The 21,212-nt window shown below is 71.5% G+C and carries 19 protein-coding genes and 1 pseudogene; 13 read left to right on the top strand and 7 right to left on the bottom strand.

Features of this window, described 5'->3' with window-relative positions; all coding sequences use genetic code 11:
* Nucleotides 1–28 precede the first annotated feature (28 nt).
* A complete protein-coding gene (locus tag HOP40_RS21185) occupies nucleotides 29–631 on the bottom strand; it encodes a TetR/AcrR family transcriptional regulator (RefSeq protein ID WP_172161226.1) in 603 nt (200 codons plus the stop codon).
* Between the two features lie 234 nt (nucleotides 632–865).
* Between HOP40_RS21185 and HOP40_RS21180 the strand changes: the two genes are divergently transcribed.
* From HOP40_RS21180 to HOP40_RS21145, 8 genes are all read left to right on the top strand, one after another.
* Complete coding sequence (locus HOP40_RS21180; protein ID WP_172161224.1) at nucleotides 866–2,314, top strand: APC family permease; 1,449 nt, start codon at nucleotides 866–868, stop codon at nucleotides 2,312–2,314.
* Between the two features lie 39 nt (nucleotides 2,315–2,353).
* The gene (locus tag HOP40_RS21175) at nucleotides 2,354–3,688 is read left to right on the top strand and encodes a flavin monoamine oxidase family protein (protein WP_172161222.1); all 1,335 of its coding nucleotides are present in this window, start codon (nucleotides 2,354–2,356) and stop codon (nucleotides 3,686–3,688) included.
* Between the two features lie 14 nt (nucleotides 3,689–3,702).
* Nucleotides 3,703–4,008 carry a hypothetical protein gene (locus tag HOP40_RS21170; RefSeq protein WP_172161220.1) on the top strand — a complete coding sequence of 102 codons (306 nt, stop codon included), beginning with the start codon at nucleotides 3,703–3,705 and terminating at the stop codon, nucleotides 4,006–4,008.
* Between the two features lie 236 nt (nucleotides 4,009–4,244).
* Nucleotides 4,245–5,702, top strand: coding sequence for an MFS transporter (locus tag HOP40_RS21165; RefSeq protein ID WP_240157182.1), 1,458 nt, complete (start codon nucleotides 4,245–4,247; stop codon nucleotides 5,700–5,702).
* A 106-nt stretch (nucleotides 5,703–5,808) separates the two neighbouring features.
* Nucleotides 5,809–6,702, top strand: a complete 894-nt coding sequence (locus HOP40_RS21160; RefSeq protein ID WP_172161216.1) for a helix-turn-helix domain-containing protein — start codon at nucleotides 5,809–5,811, stop codon at nucleotides 6,700–6,702.
* A gap of 97 nt (nucleotides 6,703–6,799) precedes the next feature.
* Nucleotides 6,800–6,973, top strand: a complete 174-nt coding sequence (locus HOP40_RS21155; protein WP_420821765.1) for a hypothetical protein — start codon at nucleotides 6,800–6,802, stop codon at nucleotides 6,971–6,973.
* An 88-nt stretch (nucleotides 6,974–7,061) separates the two neighbouring features.
* Entirely contained in the window at nucleotides 7,062–7,235 is a 174-nt protein-coding gene (locus HOP40_RS21150) for a hypothetical protein (protein ID WP_172161214.1), read from the top strand.
* Nucleotides 7,236–7,469: 234 nt separating this feature from the next.
* The gene (locus HOP40_RS21145; protein ID WP_172168760.1) at nucleotides 7,470–7,679 is read left to right on the top strand and encodes a dodecin family protein; all 210 of its coding nucleotides are present in this window, start codon (nucleotides 7,470–7,472) and stop codon (nucleotides 7,677–7,679) included.
* Nucleotides 7,680–7,834: 155 nt separating this feature from the next.
* On the opposite strand, the gene HOP40_RS21140 is transcribed toward HOP40_RS21145, so the two are convergent.
* Complete coding sequence (locus tag HOP40_RS21140; protein WP_172161212.1) at nucleotides 7,835–8,506, bottom strand: haloacid dehalogenase type II; 672 nt, start codon at nucleotides 8,504–8,506, stop codon at nucleotides 7,835–7,837.
* Between the two features lie 438 nt (nucleotides 8,507–8,944).
* Here HOP40_RS21140 and HOP40_RS21135 point away from each other — a divergent pair, with 438 nt between their 5' ends.
* Nucleotides 8,945–10,672: a flavin-containing monooxygenase gene (locus tag HOP40_RS21135; protein ID WP_172161210.1), complete on the top strand. Its 1,728-nt coding sequence runs from the start codon at nucleotides 8,945–8,947 to the stop codon at nucleotides 10,670–10,672.
* Nucleotides 10,673–10,877: 205 nt separating this feature from the next.
* The gene (locus HOP40_RS21130; RefSeq protein WP_172161208.1) at nucleotides 10,878–11,813 is read left to right on the top strand and encodes an alpha/beta hydrolase; all 936 of its coding nucleotides are present in this window, start codon (nucleotides 10,878–10,880) and stop codon (nucleotides 11,811–11,813) included.
* 96 nt (nucleotides 11,814–11,909) lie between these two features.
* On the opposite strand, the gene HOP40_RS21125 is transcribed toward HOP40_RS21130, so the two are convergent.
* The 3 genes and pseudogenes from HOP40_RS21125 to HOP40_RS21115 form a co-directional block, all read right to left on the bottom strand.
* Nucleotides 11,910–12,851 carry a PDR/VanB family oxidoreductase gene (locus tag HOP40_RS21125; RefSeq protein WP_172161206.1) on the bottom strand — a complete coding sequence of 314 codons (942 nt, stop codon included), beginning with the start codon at nucleotides 12,849–12,851 and terminating at the stop codon, nucleotides 11,910–11,912.
* Between the two features lie 4 nt (nucleotides 12,852–12,855).
* Entirely contained in the window at nucleotides 12,856–13,341 is a 486-nt protein-coding gene (locus HOP40_RS21120; protein ID WP_240157181.1) for an MOSC domain-containing protein, read from the bottom strand.
* A 235-nt stretch (nucleotides 13,342–13,576) separates the two neighbouring features.
* A pseudogene (locus HOP40_RS21115) lies at nucleotides 13,577–15,952 on the bottom strand (arylsulfatase).
* A 199-nt stretch (nucleotides 15,953–16,151) separates the two neighbouring features.
* On the opposite strand from HOP40_RS21115, the gene HOP40_RS21110 reads away from it, so the two are divergent.
* Nucleotides 16,152–17,084 carry an HAD family hydrolase gene (locus HOP40_RS21110; RefSeq protein WP_172161204.1) on the top strand — a complete coding sequence of 311 codons (933 nt, stop codon included), beginning with the start codon at nucleotides 16,152–16,154 and terminating at the stop codon, nucleotides 17,082–17,084.
* 39 nt (nucleotides 17,085–17,123) lie between these two features.
* On the opposite strand, the gene HOP40_RS21105 is transcribed toward HOP40_RS21110, so the two are convergent.
* The gene (locus HOP40_RS21105) at nucleotides 17,124–17,987 is read right to left on the bottom strand and encodes an MIP/aquaporin family protein (protein WP_172161202.1); all 864 of its coding nucleotides are present in this window, start codon (nucleotides 17,985–17,987) and stop codon (nucleotides 17,124–17,126) included.
* Nucleotides 17,988–18,159: 172 nt separating this feature from the next.
* Here HOP40_RS21105 and HOP40_RS21100 point away from each other — a divergent pair, with 172 nt between their 5' ends.
* On the top strand, nucleotides 18,160–18,339 hold the full coding sequence (locus tag HOP40_RS21100) for a hypothetical protein (RefSeq protein WP_172161200.1): 180 nt from the start codon (nucleotides 18,160–18,162) through the stop codon (nucleotides 18,337–18,339).
* Nucleotides 18,340–18,427: 88 nt separating this feature from the next.
* On the top strand, nucleotides 18,428–20,779 hold the full coding sequence (locus tag HOP40_RS21095) for an arylsulfatase (protein ID WP_172161198.1): 2,352 nt from the start codon (nucleotides 18,428–18,430) through the stop codon (nucleotides 20,777–20,779).
* 12 nt (nucleotides 20,780–20,791) lie between these two features.
* Here HOP40_RS21095 and HOP40_RS21090 read toward each other — a convergent pair whose 3' ends face one another.
* The gene (locus tag HOP40_RS21090; RefSeq protein ID WP_172161196.1) at nucleotides 20,792–21,154 is read right to left on the bottom strand and encodes a hypothetical protein; all 363 of its coding nucleotides are present in this window, start codon (nucleotides 21,152–21,154) and stop codon (nucleotides 20,792–20,794) included.
* Between the last annotated feature and the right edge of the window lie 58 nt (nucleotides 21,155–21,212).

Genomic DNA, 21,212 nt, shown 5'->3' with positions numbered 1-21,212 from the left:
TCCACCTCGGGGGCCGTCTCGCCCACCCTCAACGAGAGTCAGGTGTCCATCCCTGCCGCGCGAGCAGCCCGAGAAGCTCTCGCAGGCGACCGAGTGCGGCGTGGGCCCGCGCCGGATCGTCCTCGGAGTAGACCCCGAACACCAGGCCGTCCAGGGCTGCGTAGACGAGGTCGGCGAGCGGTTGGTCGTCCGGCAGGCCGAGCTCGACCAGCGCCGTGCGGGCGTTGCGCCGGTAGGTCTCCAGCAGTGAGCGCACGTGCGGGCGGAGCTCCGGGTTGCGTCGCGCTTCGAGGATCAGCTCGTACTGGAAGGCCTGGGCGTCGGCGTCCGTCACGGCCATGTCCACGAGGTTGGCCGCGAAGTCCTCGAGCCGGTCGCTCCCCGGAACCAGCCGGCTGGCGTCGATGCTGCGTTGCACGGCGAGCTCGAGCGCGGCGGTGATCAACGCGTCCCGGGAGCCGAAGTGGTGGGCGACCAGGCCGTGCGTCACCCCTGCGCGCTGGGCCACTGCCCGCCAGGTCAGCTTCCGCAGCCCACCGTCGGCGACGACGGCGATGGCGGCGTCCAGCAGGGCGAGCTTGCCCTCCCCGTAGGCCACACCGCTCGGATGCCCGGAGGCACTGGACGTCATGGGATCGATCCTCCCAAATCCGCCTCGCCCACCGGCCCTGCGCCTCCTCGATCCACGATCTCCCTCCCTTGACCAGTCAAACTAACCACTTGACAAGTCTATCCATCTGGTTAATTCTTCTCGCGTCGACAGCGACTCCAGCCGTCGGCGATGGCGCCGGCACGACCGAGGCGCAGGAACTCCTCCGCGCAGTCCTTCCCGCAAGGCACTTCTGACGCAAGCTGGAGCTGTCCCATGGCCACTTCCGACGTCGCCGGCGCCCGCACCGCGTCCGGCGCCCGCTCGTCCCGCCTCCGTCCGAACTCCGTGGGCGTTCTCGGGATCCTCTTCTTCGTCCTGTCCGCGCAGGCCCCGCTGACCGGCATCGCCGGCGCAACCCCGCTGACCGTCGCCCTGGGCAACGGGGCGGGCGCACCGGGCGCCTATCTGCTGGTCGGCCTGATGATCATCATCTTCGCGGTCGGCTTCATCGCGATGAGCCGCTACGTCACCGACGCCGGCGCCTTCTACGCCTACGTCGGCCGCGGCCTGGGCCGCCCGACCGGCACCGGGTCCGCGTTGACCGCGCTGTGGTCCTACGCGACCGTGCAGGCCTGCATGTACGGCCTCTACGGCGCCGTGGTCAGCAGCCTGGTCGGCACCTACGGGGGCGTCTCGGTGCCGTGGTGGGTCTGCGCGGTCGTGACGATGATCGTGATCCAGGTCGTCGGCGCGCTGGGCATCGACACCGGCGCCCGCGTGCTGGGCGTGCTGGTCGCCCTGGAGATGTCGATCCTGATCGCGTTCGCGCTCGGGGTCCTCTTCCAGGGCGGCGGGCCGGAGGGCCTCGCCCCCGCCGCCAGCTTCGCGCCCAGCGCCGTCTTCGCCGGCGCGCCCGGTGTGGCGATCATGTTCGCGGTCGCGTCGATGTTCGGGTTCGAGTCCACCGCGATCTACTCCGAGGAGGCCAAGGATCCGGAGCGGACCGTCCCCAGGGCCACCTACCTGTCGGTCACGCTGATCGCGGTCTTCTTCGCCTTCGTGACCTGGATGCTGGTGTCCTTCTACGGCCCCGCCGACGCCGCGGCCGCAGCGGGCGCCGCACTCGACTCCGGCGACTCGACCTCGTTCCTGACCGGGGCCATCGGCACCGTCCTGGGCGGCTGGACCGGCGACGTCGTCGGCTTCCTGCTGGCGTCGTCGCTGCTCGCCGGCATCCTCGCCTTCCACAACGCGATCAACCGCTACCTGTACTCGCTGGGCCGCCACGGTTCACTGCCCCAGGCGCTGACCCGGGTCAACGGTCGCGGCGCCCCCGCCGTCGCCGGCACCGTGCAGACCGCGATCGCGCTGGTCCTCGTCGTGCCCTTCGCGGTCCTCGGCCTCGATCCCGTCCTGACCCTGTTCTCCTGGCTCAGCGGCGTCGCCGTGCTCGCCCTGATGCTGCTGTACTTCCTGACCTCGGTGTCGGTCGTGGTGTTCTTCCGCCGACGGGGCGCCACCGACGCCGGGCTGTGGCGCACGTTCCTCGCCCCCACGGTCTCCGCGCTGCTCACCCTGGGAACCGGGGTGCTCATCGTCGCCAACTTCACCACCCTCATCGGCGGTGAGGCCGGCACGGCGCTGTGGCTGATGGCGACCGTCCCGCTCGTCTTCGTGGTCGGCGTCGTGCTCGACGCCGCCACCCGCCGCAACGCCGGCTGAGCCCACGCCTCCCGACGACCGACACCCCACGGAGATCCCATGAGCGACTCCTCCCCCGTCATCGTGGTCGGCGCCGGCTTCGCCGGCGTCACCGCGGCCCGCGAGCTCACCCGCCGCGGCCGGCAGGTCGTGCTCCTCGAAGCACGCGACCGCATCGGCGGCCGCACCTACTACGCCGAGAAGCTCGGCCGCCGGCTCGAACTCGGCGGCACCTGGGTCCACTGGTTCCAGCCCCACGTCTGGGCCGAGATCAGCCGCTACGGAGCCGAGCTCAGCCGGAGCCCCGTCCCGGAGAAGGGTTACTGGATCACCGGCGGCCGCCGCCACGAGGGCAGCGCCGAGGAGCTGCTCGGCCTGCTCGATCCCGGCGCGACCGCCCTCGGCGAGGACAGCCTGCGGCTGATCCCCCGCCCCTACGCGCCCCACGAGGTCGAACCCGGCACCGCCGCGGAGGCCGAGCTGATCGCCGCCGACAAGCTCACCGTAGCGGACAAGATCGCCCAGCTCGACCTCACCGACGACCAGCGCGAGCTGCTCGACGCCTTCTGGACCCTCAACTTCAGCGGGCCCACCCACACCGGCGGGTACCTGCAGGCGCTGCGCTGGCACGCCCTGTGCGGTGGCGACTGGAACCTGATGTTCGAAGCGTGCGCCACGTACCGGCTCAAGAACGGCACCGCGTCCCTGCTGCAGGCCATCCTCGACGACAGCGACGCCCACCTCCGGCTCGACGCCGAGGTCACCGGGATCGACCACGACGACGCCGGGGTCCGCGTCCGCCTCGCCGACGGCAGCGTCGTCGACGGTGCGGCGGTCGTCGTCACCCTCCCGCTCAACGCGCTCGACTCGATCGCCGTCACCCCCACCCTCCACGACGTCAAGCAGGCCGCCGCCCAGGAGGGCCAGACCTCGCAGGGGGTGAAGGTCTGGGCACGCGTCCGCGGACCCGTCACGCCGTTCGCCGCGCTCGCCCCCGCCGACCACCCGCTGCAGCTCGCCCAGCTCGAGTACACCGTCGACGGCGACAGCCTCATCGTCTGCCTCGGCGGGGACTCCACCGCCCTCGACTTCACCGATCGCGGCGCCGTCCAGGACGTCCTCCGTGCCTGGATCCCGGACCTGGAGGTCGTCGACGTCGCCGGCCACGACTGGGTCGCCGACCCCTACGCCCGCGAGACCTGGCCCATGCAGCGCGCCGGCCAGCTCACGGGCGCGCTCGCCGAACTGCGCCGCCCCGAGGGCCGCTTCTTCCTCGCCGGCTCCGACTACGCCCGCGGCTGGGCCGGCTTCATCGACGGCGCCATCGAGAGCGGACTCGACGTCGCCCGCGCCGTCGACGAGCACCTCACCTCCCGACCGACCACCACCACCTGAGAGAAGGCAGTCCCATGGCTCACTTCACCGAGTTCGTCCGCCTGCGCGTCCAGCCCGGTCGCGAGGAGGAGTTCCTCGCCCACCGGCCCGGCGCGATCGCCGCCATCGCCGAGCAGATCCCCGGCTTCGTCGCCGCCCCGCTCACCGCCCGCGTCGGCGACCACGAGTGGATCGACGTGTGGGTCTACGCCACGCAGACCGATGCCGAGAGCGCCAACGCCCGGGCCGAGGACATCCCCGGCTTCATGGCCTACGCCTCCCTCGCCGAGATCGTGAACATCGAGGTCGGCAGCACCCCGGTCCCGACCGCCACCGTCTGATCACGAGCACGCGCATCGCGGAGGGGTGGGTGCAGCGCACCCTCCCGGTCCGGCGGTCCACCCTGCGAGTCTTGGCCCCGGAGCTGATGGCTGAGAACGACCGACTCGCGGCCGGAACGGCCTGCGAATGCGCCCCAGGACGGAAGCATCACGATGAACACGAGTGTGGCCGCGACCGTGGTCCGCAGCGCGCCGGACGCGACCACGTCCTCGGTCGGAACGGTGGGGGCGGCGACGTGAACGGCGACGAGTCCGGCTCGTCGCGGCGCACGTGGCTCGGGGTCGCCACCCTGCTGGTGGGCACGCTCCTGCCCCCGCTGGACTTCTTCATCGTCAACCTCGCCATCCCGTCCATCCAGGACGAGCTCGGCGGTGGGGACCTGCTGGGCCAGCAGGTCGTGGCCGCCTACGCGGCCACCTACGCCGTCACCCTGATCCTGGGCGGCCGGGTCGGCGACCTCCACGGTCGCCAGCGCGTGTTCCTCGTCGGCCTGATCGGGTTCGCGCTGGCCTCTCTCCTGTGCGGCATCGCGCCCGCACCCGCCGTGCTCGTCGTGGGGCGCATCCTGCAGGGCATCACGGCGGCGTTGATGGCGCCGCAGTCGCTGGCGCTGATCCGGGCCAGTCTCACCGGACGGCAGCAGAGCATCGCCCTCGGCTTCCACGGCGCCGTGTTCGGCCTCGCCGCCGTGCTCGGCCAGTCCCTGGGTGGGCTGCTGGTCGCCGCCGACGTGTTCGGCCTCGGCTGGCGCACCATCTTCCTGATCAACCTGCCCTTCGCGGCGATCGCGGTCGTGGGGAGCCTGGTGCTCCGCGCGCCGCGGCCGGAACGCACCGAGCTGCTCGACGTCACCGGCGCGGTCCTGCTGTTCGTCGGCCTCGCCGGGATCGTGGTTCCGCTGGTGGAGGCGGAGTCCCTGGGCTGGCCGTGGTGGTGCTGGGTCGTCCTCGTCGCCGGTGCGGTGACGCTGGTCGGGTTCTGGCGCCGCCAGCACCGCCTCGCGCTCGACACCGTCGACGCCCCCGCCCTGCGGGTGAGGCCGCTGGTTGCCCCGGCCTCGATCACCGCTCCGGGGGTTCGCGGCGGGCTCGTGGCGCTGCTGCTGTTCTACTCGATCGCGGCGTTCTTCCTCACCTTCTCGACCTACCAGCAGGCGGCGGGCCGGAGTCCCTTCCAGGCCGGTCTGGACATCCTCCCGCTGGGCGTCGGCTTCCTCATCGGCCCACTGACCGTCCACCGCCTGACCGGCCTGCTCCCCCGAGGCGTCGCTCCGCTCGGCCTGGGCCTGGAAGCCGCGGGGTTCGTGACCTTCGCCGCCCTGACCGTCGCCCTCGGCCAGACGGCGTGGACCGCGGTGCCGCTGGCGGTCATCGGCTTCGGGCAGGGGCTGGCCTTCCCGTCGCTGATCCGTCTCACGGTCGCCCGCGTTCCCGGCCGCTTCGCCGGTCTCGCCAGCGGCCTGGTCAGCGCCACCCTCCAGATCAGCGCGGCCCTCTCGGTGGCGATCATCGGGACGATCCACTTCGCCGTCGCAGGCGTGGGCGGCCAGACCGTCGCGATCACTACCACGGCTCTGATCATCGCGGCGCTGCTGCTCTCCGCGGCGGTGCTGGCGCGTTCGGTCGCGGCCGTCCCCGCCGTGGACAGCAGCGTGCGCGCCGGCACGCCGGCCACCGTGGTGCCCGAGCGATGATGCTCACCCTGAACACCTCCTTCGACGCGCCCGACCCGGCTCCGCCGGCCGGACAGGGAGTGGCACACCCTCCCCGGCGGCAGGCCGGCGGGGATACCGTCGAGGCATGAACCGGGGTGCGGAGCGGGGCGCTGTCCGGGGCACCGCACTGGGTGAGTTCCTGGCCGCGCGCCGGGCCCTCGTGTCCCCGGCGACCGTCGGGCTCCCGGACGACGGCGCCCGGCGGGTGCCGGGACTGCGCCGTGAGGAGGTCGCCCTCCTCGCCGGCGTCAGCACCGACTACTACATCCGCCTCGAGCAGGGCCGCGAACGGCACCCCTCACGTCAGGTGCTCGGAGCCCTGGCCGGCGCGCTGCGCCTGGACGAGGACGCGGCCCGTCACCTCTACCGGATCGGCCTGCCCGCCGTGCCGGCCCTCGCCACGGAGACGACCACCACGGTCGCCGCACCGTTGCAGCAGTTGCTCGACCAGATGCACACGGTGCCCGCGTTCGTCGTCGGCCCGGGCCAGGACGTCCTCGCCGCCAACGCCCTCGCGGAGGTTCTCTACCGCGGGTTCGCCCGCTTCGACAACCTCCTGCGCATGATCTTCCTCGACCCCCACGCCCGCGAGTTCTACGCCGACTGGGACAGCTGCGCGAGCGTCGCGGTGCGCGACCTGCGCGCCACCACCGCGGTACCCGACCAGCGCACCGAACAGGTCATCGGCGCTCTCACCGTGCGCAGCCCCGCCTTCGCCGCCCTCTGGGCCCGCTACGAGGTCGGTCCACGCATCCAGGAGGACAAGCACTTCCACCACCCCGACGTCGGCGAGATCCGGCTGCACTTCGAGAAGCTCACCATCGACAGCGCGCCCGGCCAGCACCTCTCGGTCTACACCGCCGAACCCGGCACCGCCGCCGCCGACGGTCTCGCCCTGCTCACCAGCCTGGCCGCCGACCGGGCCACGGTGGACCGGCGAGAGGGTCAGAAGAAGGGTGCAACCGGTCGGGATGACTAGCTACTGACACGGGAGGCACCAGCCACGAGCCACCGGCAACGCCGGAGATCATTCGGTCGTCGCCGTCGGCCGCCGTACGCTCGGCGGACAGTGGCCGATGGTCTTCAGCGGTGCCATCTCCGTCCTCGCCGGCGCCTCGTTCTTCCTGATGGCCGGTCAGCCGACTTCCTCGCTGGCGAGCATCGCCGGCTACGCCACCCTCGGCGGCATCTTCTTCCTCGTCTCGGCGCTGCGTCTCGGCCGCGCCACTCGCCCCACCGCGGAGCACTGACACGAGGATCGTCCGCGGCGGCGAGGAACTGCGGGACGAGCGGCGGTCGCACACCACAGTGGTGGACGCCGCTGTAGCGTCGTCGGGCATGGTTGACCAGAGTCTCGACGAGCAGGCCCGTGATGCCGTCCTCAAGGCGATCATCAAGTCGGCTCCCACGGTCGGTAACAGCCCGGCTGGAGTCCGTGATCTCGCGGAGGCGTACGCCCTCCTGGAGCGGGACCTGGTTCCTGATGCTGGGGTAGCGAAGAACAGCACGTGACGACTGCGCTGCGCGGTCAGGCGATCGGTCGAGTCACGGAGGCCACGGCCCGCCGTGAGTTCTGACGTGCCGTGGCGGTGCTCGTCGCCCTGGTGCAGACAGCGGTCGTGCCGACGACCCGGCCGAGCGCCGGTGAGCGCAGGCCTCGTCGCACCCGGGCTCCAACACGTCAGACACCGCTAGCGTGGCCGCAGGTCCGGACGCCGGACCGGTCAACAGGGAGGCGTGAGCGAGATGAGTGTTTACCGCGTCACTGAAGTCATCGGTACGAGCACCGAGTCCTGGGAAGCAGCAGCGCGCACCGCTGTCGAGACCGCGGCCGCGACCGTGCGTGAGATCCGCGTGGCCGAGGTCGTCCGGCAGGACGTGACGATCGAGAACGGCAGCGTCACCAGCTACCGGGTTCGGCTGGCGATCTCGTTCAAGTACGAATCGGAGAGCTGATCGGACGGCGGGGGCCTGACCGCGTCGGCCCCCGCCGCCGGGCGGCCGCCGGTTCCCCCCGGCCGACGGCCAGAAGACCCGGATCGACTCCGAAGACGCCGTGAACCGGTGACCTCGACGACGACCTGCCCCGCACGCGGAAGGTGACCGGGCCGTCAGTCCGCGAGGGCACCGGCGAGCGCCCCGACCGAGGTCACGACGTGGTCGGGCCTCCTCAGGTGGGCGGGATACGGCCGGGCGGTGCGGTCCAGGTAGGCGGAGCCGCATCCGGCGCGGGCGGCACCGTCGACGTCCCACGGGTGCACGGCCACCAGCACCAGCTCGGACCGATCGACGCCCAGCTCGCGCGCGGCGTAGGCGTAGGACCCGGGCGCCGGCTTCCAGACCCCGGCGTCCTCGACCGACAGCACCCGGTCGAAGTGCTCGCGGATGCCGGCCCGCGACAGCAGCGTCTCGGCGACCTCCGTCGCACCGTTCGACAGCGTCGCGAGCCTGAACCCGGCGGCGCGCAGAGCGCGCACCCCGTCGACCACGTCGGCGTGCACGTCGAGCGCCGCGAAGCCCTCCAGCACGTGCGCGACCGCCGCATCGGGGTCCCGGTCGACCGCGACGTCGTGCAGCACCGTCCGCACCTGTGCGTCGGCGATCACCGCGAACCTCTCGGAGGCACCCGCCGCGGTGAGGGCGAACGCGTCGCGCAGCACCGAGGCGAACCACAGCGGGGCGAGGTGCGCCGGCGCGCCCAGGTCGGTGAAGCGTCGAGCCAGCGGCGCCATGTCGGACAGGGTCTCGTTGACGTCGAAGACGATCACCGGTGGAGGGGTCACCGCCGCAGCCTCGCACCGCGCGCGTCCCGGCGCCGAACCAGGAACCTCTTCGGTGTGAACGCCGCGACCACCGAGCGCACCGGCCCCGGCCGAGCAACGTCGAGGGCGCGGAAGAGGTGCGCTGACGTCCGGCGCGACGATCGGCCCGTCGTGGAGGCATTGAATCGCAGGCGACGCCCGTGCAGAATCGAACCGACGTGCCACGGCGAGGTTGGGCTCCGGCTGGAGGTCGCAGCAGTATGGCGAACACGAGACGGTCAGCCACCACCTCCCGCAGAACTGGAGCTCTCAGCAGCGCCGGTCGCCGCGCAACGGGTGCTGCCCTTCCGCACGCCTTCCGAGGACCAGCCGCGGGTGCCTTCGGCATCTGACGCCGCCGTCAGGGATCGACGGCGCCATCTCTTGTGTCAACGAAGACCAACAGATGAAGGAGAGCCCATGACCAGCGAGCAACAGGATCAGCGGGACGCGCCCTCGAGGTCGGCCGGCGAGTTCGACGCGGTCGTCATCGGCGCCGGCTTCTCCGGGCTGTACATGCTGCACCGCCTGAGGGACACACTCGGCCTCTCCGCGCGGGTGTTCGAGGCGGCTGACGACGTCGGCGGCACCTGGTACTGGAACCGGTACCCCGGCGCCCGGTGCGACTCGGAGAGCTACTTCTACAGCTTCTCCGATCGGCTGTCGGAGGACCTGCTCCAGGAGTGGACCTGGAGCGAGCGCTTCGCCGCCCAGCCGGAGCTCCTCAGCTACCTGCGACACGTCGCCGACCGGTACGACCTGCGCAAGGACATCCAGTTCAGCACGAAGGTCGTCGCGGCGGAGTACGACGACGCGAGCGGCCGGTGGACGGTCCGCACCGATGACGGCGGACAGTTCACGGCGACGTACCTGATCACCGCCGTCGGGTGCCTGTCCACGACCAACCTGCCCGACTTCCCGGGCCGGGACAGCTTCCGCGGCGACTCGTACCACACCGGTGCCTGGCCGCACGAGGGCGTGGACTTCACCGGCAAGCGGGTCGTCGTCATCGGTACCGGGGCGACGGCGGTGCAGGCCATCCCGGAGATCGCGGAGCAGGCGGCGCACGTCTACGTGCTGCAGCGCACCGCGAACTACGACATCGCCGGCGGGAACCGGCCGATGGACGCCGAGGACGGACGGAAGATCAAGGACAACTACCGGGAGATCTGGCAGACGACGCGGGAGACGGGCTTCGGCTTCCCGTACCACATCGCCAACCGCACCGCCCTGTCGGTCACGGACGAGGAGCGGCAGCAGATCTTCGAGGAGGCCTGGGAGCGCGGCGGGTTCCGGCTCGGCACGACGTTCAACGACCTGCTCTTCGACGAGGAGGCGAACGAGACGGCCGCGGAGTTCCTCCGGGCCCGGATCCGGGAGCGGGTGAGCGATCCGGAGATCGCCGAGCTGCTCACGCCGCGGGACCACCCGTTCTTCACCAAGCGCCCGCCGCTGGAGAACGGCTACTACGAGACGTTCAACCGGGACAACGTGACCCTGGTGGACCTGCGGCCGGCGCCGATCCAGGAGATCACCCCCACCGGGGTCCGTACCGCGGACGCGGAGTACGAGGCGGACATCATCGTCTACGCCACCGGTTTCGACGCGATGACCGGAACCCTGTTCAAGCTCGGCATCCGCGGACGGAACGGGCTCGGTCTGCAGGAGAAGTGGGCGGAGGGGCCGCTGAGCTACCTCGGCATCGCCACCCACGGGTTCCCGAACCTGTTCATGATCACCGGACCGCAGAGCCCGTCGGTGCTGAGCAACATGCCGGTGTCCATCGAGCAGCACGTGGACTGGATCACCGACTGCCTGCGTCACCTCCGGGAGAACGGCCTCGACACGATCGAGCCGCTGCCCGAGGCGGAGCGGGACTGGGTGGACCACCACAACGAGGTCACCCAGATGACGCTGCTGCCGAGGGCCAACTCCTGGTGGGTCGGCGCCAACATCCCGGGCAAGCCGCGCAACCTCTATCCGTACGTGGGCGGGGTCGGTACCTACCGGTTGATCTGTGACGAGGTCGCCGCCCGCGACTACGACGGGTTCGCGCGGGGCACCGGCGGCGCGGCCACGGCCGGCGAGTTCACCGGGGTCGCGCGGGCGAAGTTCGTCGACGTCGTCTCGGCGGCAGCGGCGTCGTGACCGGCTGACCGCTCCCGGGCGGCAGCTGCCGTCCGCCCCGCGCGCCCCCGTCAAGGGTCACGGTGGTGCGCGGGGACAGCCCCCACCGGTCCCGGTCCGGACTCCGGCCGGGGCCGTCCTGCACCAGGTTCAGCGCGCCGAGTGCTTCCTGGTGTGTGGCCCTTCCGCGACGTTCGTGCCCAGCCCCTCTCAGATCGGAGATGCCATGCCCGTCCACCCCGAAGCCCAGCAGTTGCTCGCCGCGCTCGCTGCGGCGGGAATGCCGCCGTTCGAGCACATGACCGTTCCGCAAGCCCGCGAGGCCGCCAAGGGCTTCATCGACCTGCAGGGCGAGCCCGAGGACATCGCGACCGAGGACCGGACGATCCCCGGCCCTGCCGGGGACATCCCCGTCCGCGTCTACACCCCCGCCGGCGACGGGCCCAAGCCCATGATCGTGTACTTCCACGGCGGCGGCTGGGTGATCGGCGACCTCGACGTCTGCGACAACCCGGTCCGGCGGATCGCCAACCGGACCGGCGCGGTCGTCGTCTCGGTCGACTACCGACTCGCGCCCGAGCACGTCTACCCCGCCGCCTTCGACGACAGCTACGCCGCGACCGCCTGGGTCGCCGAGCACGCCGCCGAGCTGGGCGGTGACCCCGGGCGCATCGCGACCTGCGGCGACAGCGCCGGCGCGAACCTCGCCGCCGCCGTCGCGATCGCCGCCCGCGACCGCCAGGGCCCCCGCCTCGCCGCGCAGCTGCTGCTCTACCCGGTGACCGACTTCAACTTCACGACCGAGTCCTACGAGCAGAACGGCGAGGGCTACCTGCTCACCAAGGGCTCCATGCAGTGGTTCTGGGCGCACTACCTCGGTGCCCAGGAACTCGGCAAGGAACCGTTCGCCTGCCCGGCCCGCGCCGACGACCTCGTCGGCCTGCCCCCGGCCTTCGTCGCCACCGCCGAGTTCGACCCGCTGCGCGACGAAGGCGAGGCCTACGCCGCCAACCTGCGCACCGCGGGCGTCGACGTCAGCGCGAAGCGCTACGACGGCATGCTGCACGGCTTCGCATGGACCCTCGGCGCCACGCCCAGCGGCGCCGTGCTGATCGACGACCTCGCCACCGCTCTCCACGCCGTTCTGGAAGGGGCCCGATAACCACTGCTGCTGCCGGTGTCACCTCGCGCACGCTGCCCTCGGGCAGCACCTCGAGGTCAGGTCGGGGGCAGGAAGCCGGTGATGACGACCGGGTCCCTACAGCAGCAGCCGCAGCAGCCCCCGGCCGCGTGACACGCACGCGGTCAGTGCGCCCTGGCGTTCCTGTTCGGACAGGCACGTGTCACGGTGGATCGCCTCGCCCTCCACGATGTCGACGACACACGTGCGGCAGATCCCGCCTTCGCAGGAGGCGTCCACCGGAACGCCGACCTCCCGCAGGACGTCGAGGAGCGTCTGATCCGCAGGTACCCCCAGGCGGCGTTGCGTCAGAGTGAGGTCGACCTCGAAGGGCTCGCCCTGCCGGGCCCGCTCGCTGCTCAAGCCGGTGAAGGATTCGATGTGCACGGTGCCGGGCGGCCGGCCGGCCGTGCTCGCGCGCACGGCACTGATCAACCTCTGCGGGCCACAGCAGTAGACGGACGTTCCCGGCGCTGTCACGCCCAGCAGCGCCGCGACGTCGAGTCGGCGGCCCTCGTCGGCGACGTGGAGATGGACGTCGACCGGGAGCGCGGCGAGGCGCTCGAGGAAGGCGGCCCGGGAGCGCGACCGGACGCAGTAGTGCAGCTCCGCCGTCGACTGCGGCGGTAGGTCGCACACCATCGACAGAAGTGGTGTGATCCCGATGCCCCCGGCCACGAGGATGTGGCGTCGGGCCTCAGGATCCAGTCCGAACGCGTCCTGGGGATAGGACAGGTACAGGTGGTCCCCGACCTGCACCTCGTCGTGCAACCGTCGGGACGCACCCCGTCCGTCGGGTTCGCGCAGCACGGCGATCTGATAGGTCGAGGTGTCGTGCGGATCGCCGCACAGCGAGTAGCTCCGACGGGTACCGTCGGCCAGCTGCAGGATCGTGTGCGCACCTCCGGGGAAGGAGGGGAACCTCGGGCGGTGCACCGGGACGAAGCGCAGGGAGCGCACGTCGTCGGCTTCCCGTACCGCCTCGACCACCCGAGCTGCGATCAGCAGTCGGGGTGCCACCCCCTCACCCCGCCTCCATCGCATCACCGGGCCGGACCCAGGCCCCGACGAGGACCTGGCAGTTCAGACCTGACCTGTTGATGAGCGGTTCCATGACGGGCTTGTCGATCAACCGCTCGAGGTACCTGCACGGCACGTTCAGCCGACCGCCGTACAGCAGCGCCTCACCCACCCGGAACCGACGACCGACCAGATGGTTGAGCGGTACCCCGCGAGTGACCAGGTTGCGGCGGGTCTCGGCCGGGGCGAGGTCGATCCGGTGATCGCGTGCCAAGGCTTCGAGCGTCTCGATCTCGATCAGCGTCACCTGCCGATCCTCGTGCGGTCGGTGCGAGTAGTACCCGATGCCGTTGGCGTAGCGGTCGCCCTCCACGCCCCGTCCTTCGACGAGCCGCACCCCGGCGCACTCGAGCATCTCCACGCCGGCAGCCTCGGCGAGGAAGGTGTGCAGGAGCTCCCCCCGCCACCACCGCTCAGGCCTGTCGGTCACCGGGTCTCCCTCCCCACCCTTCAACGTACTCGCTGACCAGCCGCCTCCCGCCGCACCGGAGTCCGTCGTCAGCAGGTCCCGACCGACCTCCTCGGAACAACACCCGATCGGCCGGACCGGCACCGATGCTGCAGTCGACGGTCTCGACTCGCTCTCGACGCTCTTCCCGAAGGCGCCCGCACCGGCAGCCCGGCGAGGGTGGGTTCCCTCGCCGGGCTGGGCAGCACCGGGTCGTCTACTCCCGGGCCATCATGGCCTGGGCCTCACGCTCCAGGTCCACGTACGGGTCGCCGCTGACGTCGACGACGACGCGCGTGATCGTCCCGCCGGTGAACGCGTACGGGTGCTCCCCGGGGTAGTCCGAGGTCACCGGCTCGCCGCTGTCGCGCCCGACGCACAGGCCCTCACCGGCCAGGCTGAACAGGCCGGGCTGGGTCCTGATGCGACCCTCGCCGACCTTCTGGTCGGCGTGGTACAGCGACAGGATCCCCGTGGCGACGCCCTGGGGCTCCTCGCCGTCCTTGTCGAACGAGGCCGAGAGCACCAGGTCCTCACCCGTGGGCAGGTCGACGGTGCCGTCGACCTTCTGCTCCACGAGGCCGACGAAGCTGTTGACGTAGTGGAGCCGACCGTCCTTCACGTACAGGGCGTGCCCGCCGAACCGGGCGCCGTGGGCGAACAGCACGCCCTGGGCACCGGCCTCCGGGATGACGACCTGGGCGCCGATCGTGAAGGAGCGGTTGCGGACGTTGACCGCCTGCTGCTCGGGCACCTCGGCCGTGCCGGGGTAGTAGGTGTACCGGTCGCGGTGCGCCGCGATCTGCGGTCGCGGCGTCAGGATGATCTCCAGGGCCGACCGGTCGTCGAGGGGGAAGGCGCCGTTGTCGCCGGCCTCGGCGTACCACAGGTTGACCAGCTCCCGGAGCTTGTCGGGCTGCTCGGCCGCCAGATCGTGCATCTCCGAACGGTCGGTGTCGGTGTGGTAGAGCTCCCAGGTGTCGCTGTTGAAGTTGCTCCAGCCGCTGATCGTGGGGTGGGTCGTGACGGCCTTCCAGCCGTCGTGCCAGATGCCGCGGGAGCCGAGCATCGAGTAGAACTGCGTCTGCCGCGCCGACGGCGCCGACGGGTCGGTGATGGCGTAGCGCATGCTGACGCCGTCGATCCGGCTCTGCACGTGGCCCTTGATCGTCTCCGGGGGCTCCACCCCGAGCGTGTCGAGGATGGTCGGCACGAGGTCGATGGCGTGGTGGTACTGGTGGCGCAGCTGGCCGTTGCCGGACGAGTCGGCCGCGTCGCCGGCCGCGGGCCAGGAGACGATGCACGGGTCCGAGGTGCCGCCGTTGAACTCGTAGCGCTTCCACATCTTGAACGGCGTGTTGAACGCCATCGCCCACCCGTTGGGGTAGTGGCTGTAGGTCTTGGTGCCGCCGAGCTCGTCGAGCATCGCCAGGTTCGACTCCAGGTCGTCGGGGATGCCGTTGAAGAACTTGTTCTCGTTGACCGAGCCGTCGGGACCACCCTCGCCGCTGGCCCCGTTGTCGGAGACGACGATGACGAGCGTGTTGTCCCGCTGCCCCGACTCCTCGAGGTGGTCCAGCAGCCGCCCGATGTGGTGGTCGGCGTGGCCCAGGAAACCCGCGTACACCTCGGCCATCCTCGCGAACAGCCGCTTCTCGTCGTCGTTGAGCGAGTCCCACGGCCGGGTGACGTCCAGCGGCGGGAACGGCTGGCCGTCGGGTCCGGTGCGGGTCTCGGGGGTGCCGATCGGGTTGATCGGCGGCAGTTCGGTGTCCGCGGGCACGATGCCCATCTGCTTCTGCCGGGCGAGGGTCTGCTCGCGCATGGCCTCGTAGCCCATGTCGAACTGGCCCCGGAACTTCTCGATCCACTCCTTCGGCGCGTGGTGCGGCGCGTGGGCCGCGCCGGGCGCGTATTACAGGAAGAACGGCTTGTCCGGGGCGATGGTCTTGGCGTCGGTGATGAACTCGATCGCCTTGTCGGTGAGGTCCTTGCTGAGGTGGTAGCCCTCCTCGGGCGACGCGGGCTGCTCCACGGGGTGGTTGTCGTAGACGAGGTCGGGGAACCACTGGTTCGTCTCCGCCCCGAGGAACCCGTACCACCGCTCGAACCCCCGGCCCGACGGCCAGTTCCGGCGGGTGGCGGCCAGGTTCATCTCGACGGTCGGGCACAGGTGCCACTTGCCGACCATGTAGGTGTTCCAGCCGCGCTCGCCCAGGATCTCCGGCAGCATCCCGTTCTCGGGCGGGATCGTCCCGCTCGCGTTGGGGAACCCCGACGCCGCCTCGGTGATGCAGGCCATCGAGTTGCGCGTGTGGTTGCGTCCGGTCAGCAGGCACGACCGCGTCGGTGAGCACAGGGCCGTCGTGTGCCACTGCGTGAAGCGGACGCCCTCCGCGGCGATGCGGTCGATGTTCGGCGTCGCGATCGGGCCGCCGTAGCAGGACAGGGCCGAGAAGCCGACGTCGTCGAGCACGATGTACACGACGTTGAGCGCGCCGTCGGGTGCCCTGGGCGGCTCGAACGGAGCCCAGTCCGGCGTCGAGTCACGGATGTCGACGTTGATCACGCCGCGGAACGCTCGGGATGCCATGTCAGGATCTCCTGTGGTCGCCTCGTCACCTGACCTCCGAGCCTGCAGTGGCCGCGGAGCCTGCGGACCACCCGCCGGGGGTGATCGCCGACCGGTGCTCCCGCGGCCGTCCGGCGCTCACGCGTGGCGGGTGAGGACAGACCTCCCGCGTTCCGGTTCGTTCGTCGGGACCGGATGTCCGACCGCGGAGGGACGCACCATGGCCGAGGAGCAGTTGTTGACGAGCTGGCGGGACGCCCCGGCCAAGCAGGCGATCGTCGCCTTCGTCCGGCGCGTCGTCGGCGAGGACGGGACCGCGGCGGTGCCGGTCGAGGACCGCGTCGCGGTCTTCGACAACGACGGGACGCTCTGGTGCGAGAAGCCGATGCCGATCCAGCTCGACTTCGTCATCCGCCGGCTGGCCGAGATGGCCGCGGCGACGCCGGAGCTGCGCGACCAGCAGCCGTGGAAGGCGGTCTCGGCGAACGACCTCGCCTGGTTCGGGACGCTCATGACCGACCACTACGCCGGTGACGACACCCGCGTGCGCGAGCTGCTGCGCGGCATCCTCGCCGCGTACGACGGGATCAGCGTGGAGGAGTTCGAGCAGCGGTCGAACTCGTTCATCCGCGGGACGCGGCATCCCAGCCTCGGCCGTTCCTACGTCGAGTGCGCCTACGCCCCGATGGTCGAGCTCCTCGACTACCTGGGCGCCAACGGGTTCACCACCTACATCGTCTCCGGCGGGGGTCGCGACTTCATGCGCCCGATCAGCCGGGACATGTACGGCATCCCGCGGGAACGGGTGATCGGCAGCAGCAGCACGTTCACCTACACGAGCGACGGCCACCACGGGACGATCACCCACCAGCCGGCCGCCGACTACGTCGACGACGGTCCGGAGAAGCCGGTCCGGATCTGGAACCGGACCGGTCGGCGCCCGATCCTGGCCGGTGGCAACTCCAACGGTGACGTCGCGATGCTGGAGTTCACGCAGCATCCGGACACGCCGACCCTGCGGCTGCTCGTGCTGCACGACGACGCCGACCGCGAGTTCGCCTACACCAGCGGGGCCGAGCAGGCCCTCGTCCGCGCCGACAAGGACGACTGGACCGTCGCGAGCATGAAGGACGACTGGACCACCGTGTTCTGATCCGCGACCGCGCCGGTCGGGTCGCGGTGCCGCGGTCGGTCACCCGGCCGTCGCGTCGCGGCCCGTCCGGCCGCGCGCCGCCGCCCGGCCGCCGGAGTCCCCGCCGGGGCCGCGCAGCACGCGGGCGATCCCGACCGCGATCAGCGCGCCGGCGAGCGGCCCGGCCAGGTACACCCAGTACTGCGAGAAGTCGCCGGTGACCAGCGCGGGGCCGAAGGAGCGCGCAGGGTTCATCGAGGCGCCGCTGATCGGACTCGACCACAGCCCGGCCAGGATGATGTAGCCCCCGACGCCGATGGCCGACATCGCCCCGACGTTCTGCGCCGTCGAGGCCGTGCCGAGGATCGTGCTCACCAGCCCGACCGTCAGCAGCAGCTCGATCACGGCCGCCTGCAGGCCGGTGACCCCCGCGCCCGGCGACGTGGTCCCCAGCTCGCCGACCCGGCCGAACACCGCGGCCAGGACCAGGCAGGCGAGCGCCGCCCCGACCAGCTGCGTGAGGATGTAGCCGGGTACCCGCCGCCACGGGAAGTCGCCGCGCAGCGCGAACGCGATGCTCACCACGGGGTTCAGGTGGGCGCCGCTGATGGCCCCCATGAACAGGATGATCGCGAGCACGGTCAGGCCGGGCGCGGTCACCGCCGCGGTCCGGCTGATCTGCCCGTCGCTGACGGCCCCGACGACGGCGCCGCCGGCCCCGACGAGCACCAGCAGGAACGTGCCGAGCAGCTCGCTGAACAGGCGCAGCCGCTCGTGGCGGGGATCGTCGAAGGAGCGCTCCCCCACCGGGATCTCCAGCTCCTGCAGCCAGACGGGAACGGACGACCGCCCCGGGGCCGCAGGGGCGGGAGCGGTAGGGGCCGCGCCGGTGACCGGCCGCGCGTTCTGTTCGTCGGCATCCATGACCCGTCCTGTGCAGCAGCGTGATCGGAGGTCTCGGCCCGGGCGGGCGGTCGATGACCGCACCCTGACGACGAGACCGCGGCCGGGCACCACCCGATCGGGGCGAGCACGCCCGGGCGGCCGGCGACCTCCACACCCGGGGCGACCGCCCCGGCGTCGGACGCGCCGGGTCGTGATCCGCAACGGGACCGGCCGCGAGATGGCCGACCTGCTGCTCGACGGTGCCGTCATCGGCGGCAGCCGTCGACGCCGACGGCTTCCACGCGATCGTTCCGTCTGCTTCCCGGTCGTCGGCGTGCTGACGCTCCGGATGGTCCGCGGCGGAGCTGGTGGCGTGCCCCTGACCACCTGATGCAGGTGAGGACCGCGTCCCCGCGGCGGTGTTCGCTCCTCACCTGGAGTGGGGCCGATCATCGGCTTCTCGGACAGGAAGGCCGGACATGGCGTTGAGCGAGTACCAGCCGGGCACGACGTTCCCCGGCCGGATCGGACGGACCACGGACGAGTCGGCCCCGGCCTGGCCCCAGCCGGTACGTGCGCTGCCGGGGTCCCCGAACGTGCTGATCATCGTCCTGGACGACGTCGGGTTCGGGCAGTTCGGCTGCTACGGGAGCCCGATCGCCACCCCGCACCTGGACTCGCTCGCGGACTCGGGACTGCGCTACAACCGCATGCACACCACGGCGCTGTGCTCGCCATCGCGCTCCTGCGTGGTCACCGGCCGCAACCACCACTCCAACGGGATGGCCGCGATCACCGAGCTCTCCACCGGCTTCCCCGGCTACGACGGCAACACGCCGTTCGAGAACGGCTTCCTGTCGGAGATGCTCAAGCAGCACGGCTACAACACGTACATGATCGGCAAGTGGCACCTGATGCCGTCCGAGCAGGAGTCCGCCGCCGGGCCGTACGACCGCTGGCCCCTCGGGCGCGGCTTCGACCGCTTCTACGGCTTCCTGGGCGGGGACACCAGCCAGTGGTATCCCGACCTCGTCCACGACAACCACCAGGTGGAGCCGCCGCGCAGCCCGGAGGAGGGCTACCACCTGACCGAGGACCTCACCGACCACGCGATCTCGTTCATCGCCGACGCGAAGCAGGTGGCCCCGGACAAGCCCTTCTACCTGCACTTCTGCCCGGGCGCGGCGCACGCCCCGCACCACGTCGCGCGGGAGTGGGCCGACCGGTACGCGGGGCGCTTCGACGAGGGCTGGGACGTCTACCGCCAGGAGACGTTCGCCCGGCAGAAGGAGCTCGGCGTGATCCCCCCGGATGCGGAGCTCTCGCGGCACGACCCCGATGTGCCCGAGTGGGAGTCGCTCGCGCCCGAGGCCCGCACGCTCGCGGCCCGGCTGATGGAGGTGTTCGCCGGATTCCTGTCGCACACCGACGAGCAGATCGGCCGGCTGCTGGACTTCCTGCGCGGCACGGGCGAGCTCGACAACACCCTGATCATGGTCGTGTCCGACAACGGCGCGAGCGCCGAGGGGGGCGTCGCCGGCACCACGAACGAGACCCAGTTCTTCAACAACGCACCGGAACCGCTCGAGGACAGCCTGGCCAAGCTCGACGAGATCGGCGGACCCACCACGTTCAACCACTACCCGTGGGGATGGACCTGGGCCGGCAACACGCCGTTCCGGCGGTGGAAGCGCGAGACCTACCGCGGCGGTGCGAGCGACCCGTTCCTCGTGCACTGGCCCGCCGGGATCACCGCCCGCGGGGAGGTCCGCCAGCAGTACGCGCACATCATCGACATGGTCCCGACCGTGCTGGACGTGCTGGGGATCGAGCCGCCCACCACGATCCGCGGCGTCACCCAGGCACCGCTCCACGGAGTGAGCTTCGCGCAGACGTTCGACGAGGCGGAGGCGCCGACGCGCCACTACACGCAGTACTTCGAGATGTTCGGCCACCGGGCGATCGACCACAACGGCTGGCGGGCGGTCTGCCCCTGGCCGGGCCCGTCGTTCGCCGAGGCCGAGGTGCCGTTCGGCACCGCGATCAGCGCCGAGACGCTGGCGGTGCTCGACGCCGAGCGCTGGGAGCTCTACAACTCGGCCGAGGACTTCGCGGAGAACTACGACGTCGCCGCGGAGAACCGCAGCAAGGTCGTCGAGCTCATCGCCCAGTGGTACGTCGAGGCGGGCCGCTACGGCGTCCTCCCCATCGACGGCACCGCGGTGCTCCGGCTGATGACCGAGCGACCGCAGCTCACCCAGGAGCGCACGAGCTACACGTTCTGGCCGGACACCGCGATCGTGCCCGGCGCCGTCGCTCCGCGGGTGCTCAACCGCCCGCACAGCATCGTCGCCGACGTCGGGATCCCCGCCGGCGGTGCCGAGGGCGTGTTGCTCTGCCAGGGCGCCAACACGGGCGGGTTCGCGTTCTACGTGCAGGACCAGCGGCTGCACTACGCCCACAACTACCTCAGCCGCGCCACGCACCGGGTGTCCTCGGCCGATCCGCTGCCCGAGGGCGACCACCGGCTGCGGTTCGAGTTCGAGCCGACCGGTGAGCCCGACTTCGCCCGGGGTCGGGGGGCGCCGGGGCGGGCCCAGCTCTACGTCGACGACCGGCTCGTCGGGCAGGCCGAGCTCCCGGTGACCGTCCCGATCATGTTCAACCCGGGCGGGTTGTCGTGCGGGGCCAACCCCGGCGCGCCGATCGTCACCGACTACCGCTCACCGTTCCGGTTCACCGGTCTGCTGCGCAGCGTGACCGTCGACCTGAGCGGCGACCTCATCGTCGACAGCGAGGCCGAGATGCGGGCGGCGATGTCGCGGCAGTGAGCGGGCCGCCGGTCAGGCGCCGCCGTCGAGCAACCAGCCGAGCTCGATGTCGACGAGCCGGCGGCGCACCGACCAGCACTCCAGCGCGCTGACGAGCCGGCGGCACAGCGCTTCGCGGGTCAGCACCCGCCAGCGCAGTGCCGCCAGAGCCTCCACCAGCACGCCCACGCGCTCGTCGCTCCGCACCGCCGGCTCGACGCCGTCCATCCAGCCGGCGGGCCGCGGAACGGGCAGTTCGCCGAGGAGCCAGTGGCGGTCCAGGACCCCGACCGCGCGTCGGGCCAGCATCTCCGGGGTGGCCATGGTCCAGCCGTAGGGCTGCAGGGCCGCCGACAGGGCGACGACGCGCGGGTCGTCGCGAGGGACCATGTCCATCCGCGGCCTCCTCGGCGGGTTCGACGGCACCGTCTCCGCCGATTGTGGGGGACCGCGG

Origin of the sequence: Pseudonocardia broussonetiae (assembly GCF_013155125.1) — a bacterium.
Taxonomy (GTDB): domain Bacteria; phylum Actinomycetota; class Actinomycetes; order Mycobacteriales; family Pseudonocardiaceae; genus Pseudonocardia; species Pseudonocardia broussonetiae.
This window is presented reverse-complemented; position numbering and strand designations above follow the sequence as displayed.

Coding starts and splice junctions, on each gene's coding strand:
- HOP40_RS21180 (WP_172161224.1), top strand. CDS start 866: ATGGCCACTTCCGACGTCGCCGGCGCCCGCACCGCGTCCGGCGCCCGC.
- HOP40_RS21170 (WP_172161220.1), top strand. CDS start 3,703: ATGGCTCACTTCACCGAGTTCGTCCGCCTGCGCGTCCAGCCCGGTCGC.
- HOP40_RS21155 (WP_420821765.1), top strand. CDS start 6,800: ATGGTCTTCAGCGGTGCCATCTCCGTCCTCGCCGGCGCCTCGTTCTTC.
- HOP40_RS21135 (WP_172161210.1), top strand. CDS start 8,945: ATGACCAGCGAGCAACAGGATCAGCGGGACGCGCCCTCGAGGTCGGCC.
- HOP40_RS21090 (WP_172161196.1), bottom strand. CDS start 21,154: ATGGACATGGTCCCTCGCGACGACCCGCGCGTCGTCGCCCTGTCGGCG.
- HOP40_RS21160 (WP_172161216.1), top strand. CDS start 5,809: ATGAACCGGGGTGCGGAGCGGGGCGCTGTCCGGGGCACCGCACTGGGT.
- HOP40_RS21095 (WP_172161198.1), top strand. CDS start 18,428: ATGGCGTTGAGCGAGTACCAGCCGGGCACGACGTTCCCCGGCCGGATC.
- HOP40_RS21185 (WP_172161226.1), bottom strand. CDS start 631: ATGACGTCCAGTGCCTCCGGGCATCCGAGCGGTGTGGCCTACGGGGAG.
- HOP40_RS21150 (WP_172161214.1), top strand. CDS start 7,062: ATGGTTGACCAGAGTCTCGACGAGCAGGCCCGTGATGCCGTCCTCAAG.
- HOP40_RS21175 (WP_172161222.1), top strand. CDS start 2,354: ATGAGCGACTCCTCCCCCGTCATCGTGGTCGGCGCCGGCTTCGCCGGC.
- HOP40_RS21145 (WP_172168760.1), top strand. CDS start 7,470: ATGAGTGTTTACCGCGTCACTGAAGTCATCGGTACGAGCACCGAGTCC.
- HOP40_RS21130 (WP_172161208.1), top strand. CDS start 10,878: ATGCCCGTCCACCCCGAAGCCCAGCAGTTGCTCGCCGCGCTCGCTGCG.
- HOP40_RS21110 (WP_172161204.1), top strand. CDS start 16,152: ATGGCCGAGGAGCAGTTGTTGACGAGCTGGCGGGACGCCCCGGCCAAG.
- HOP40_RS21105 (WP_172161202.1), bottom strand. CDS start 17,987: ATGGATGCCGACGAACAGAACGCGCGGCCGGTCACCGGCGCGGCCCCT.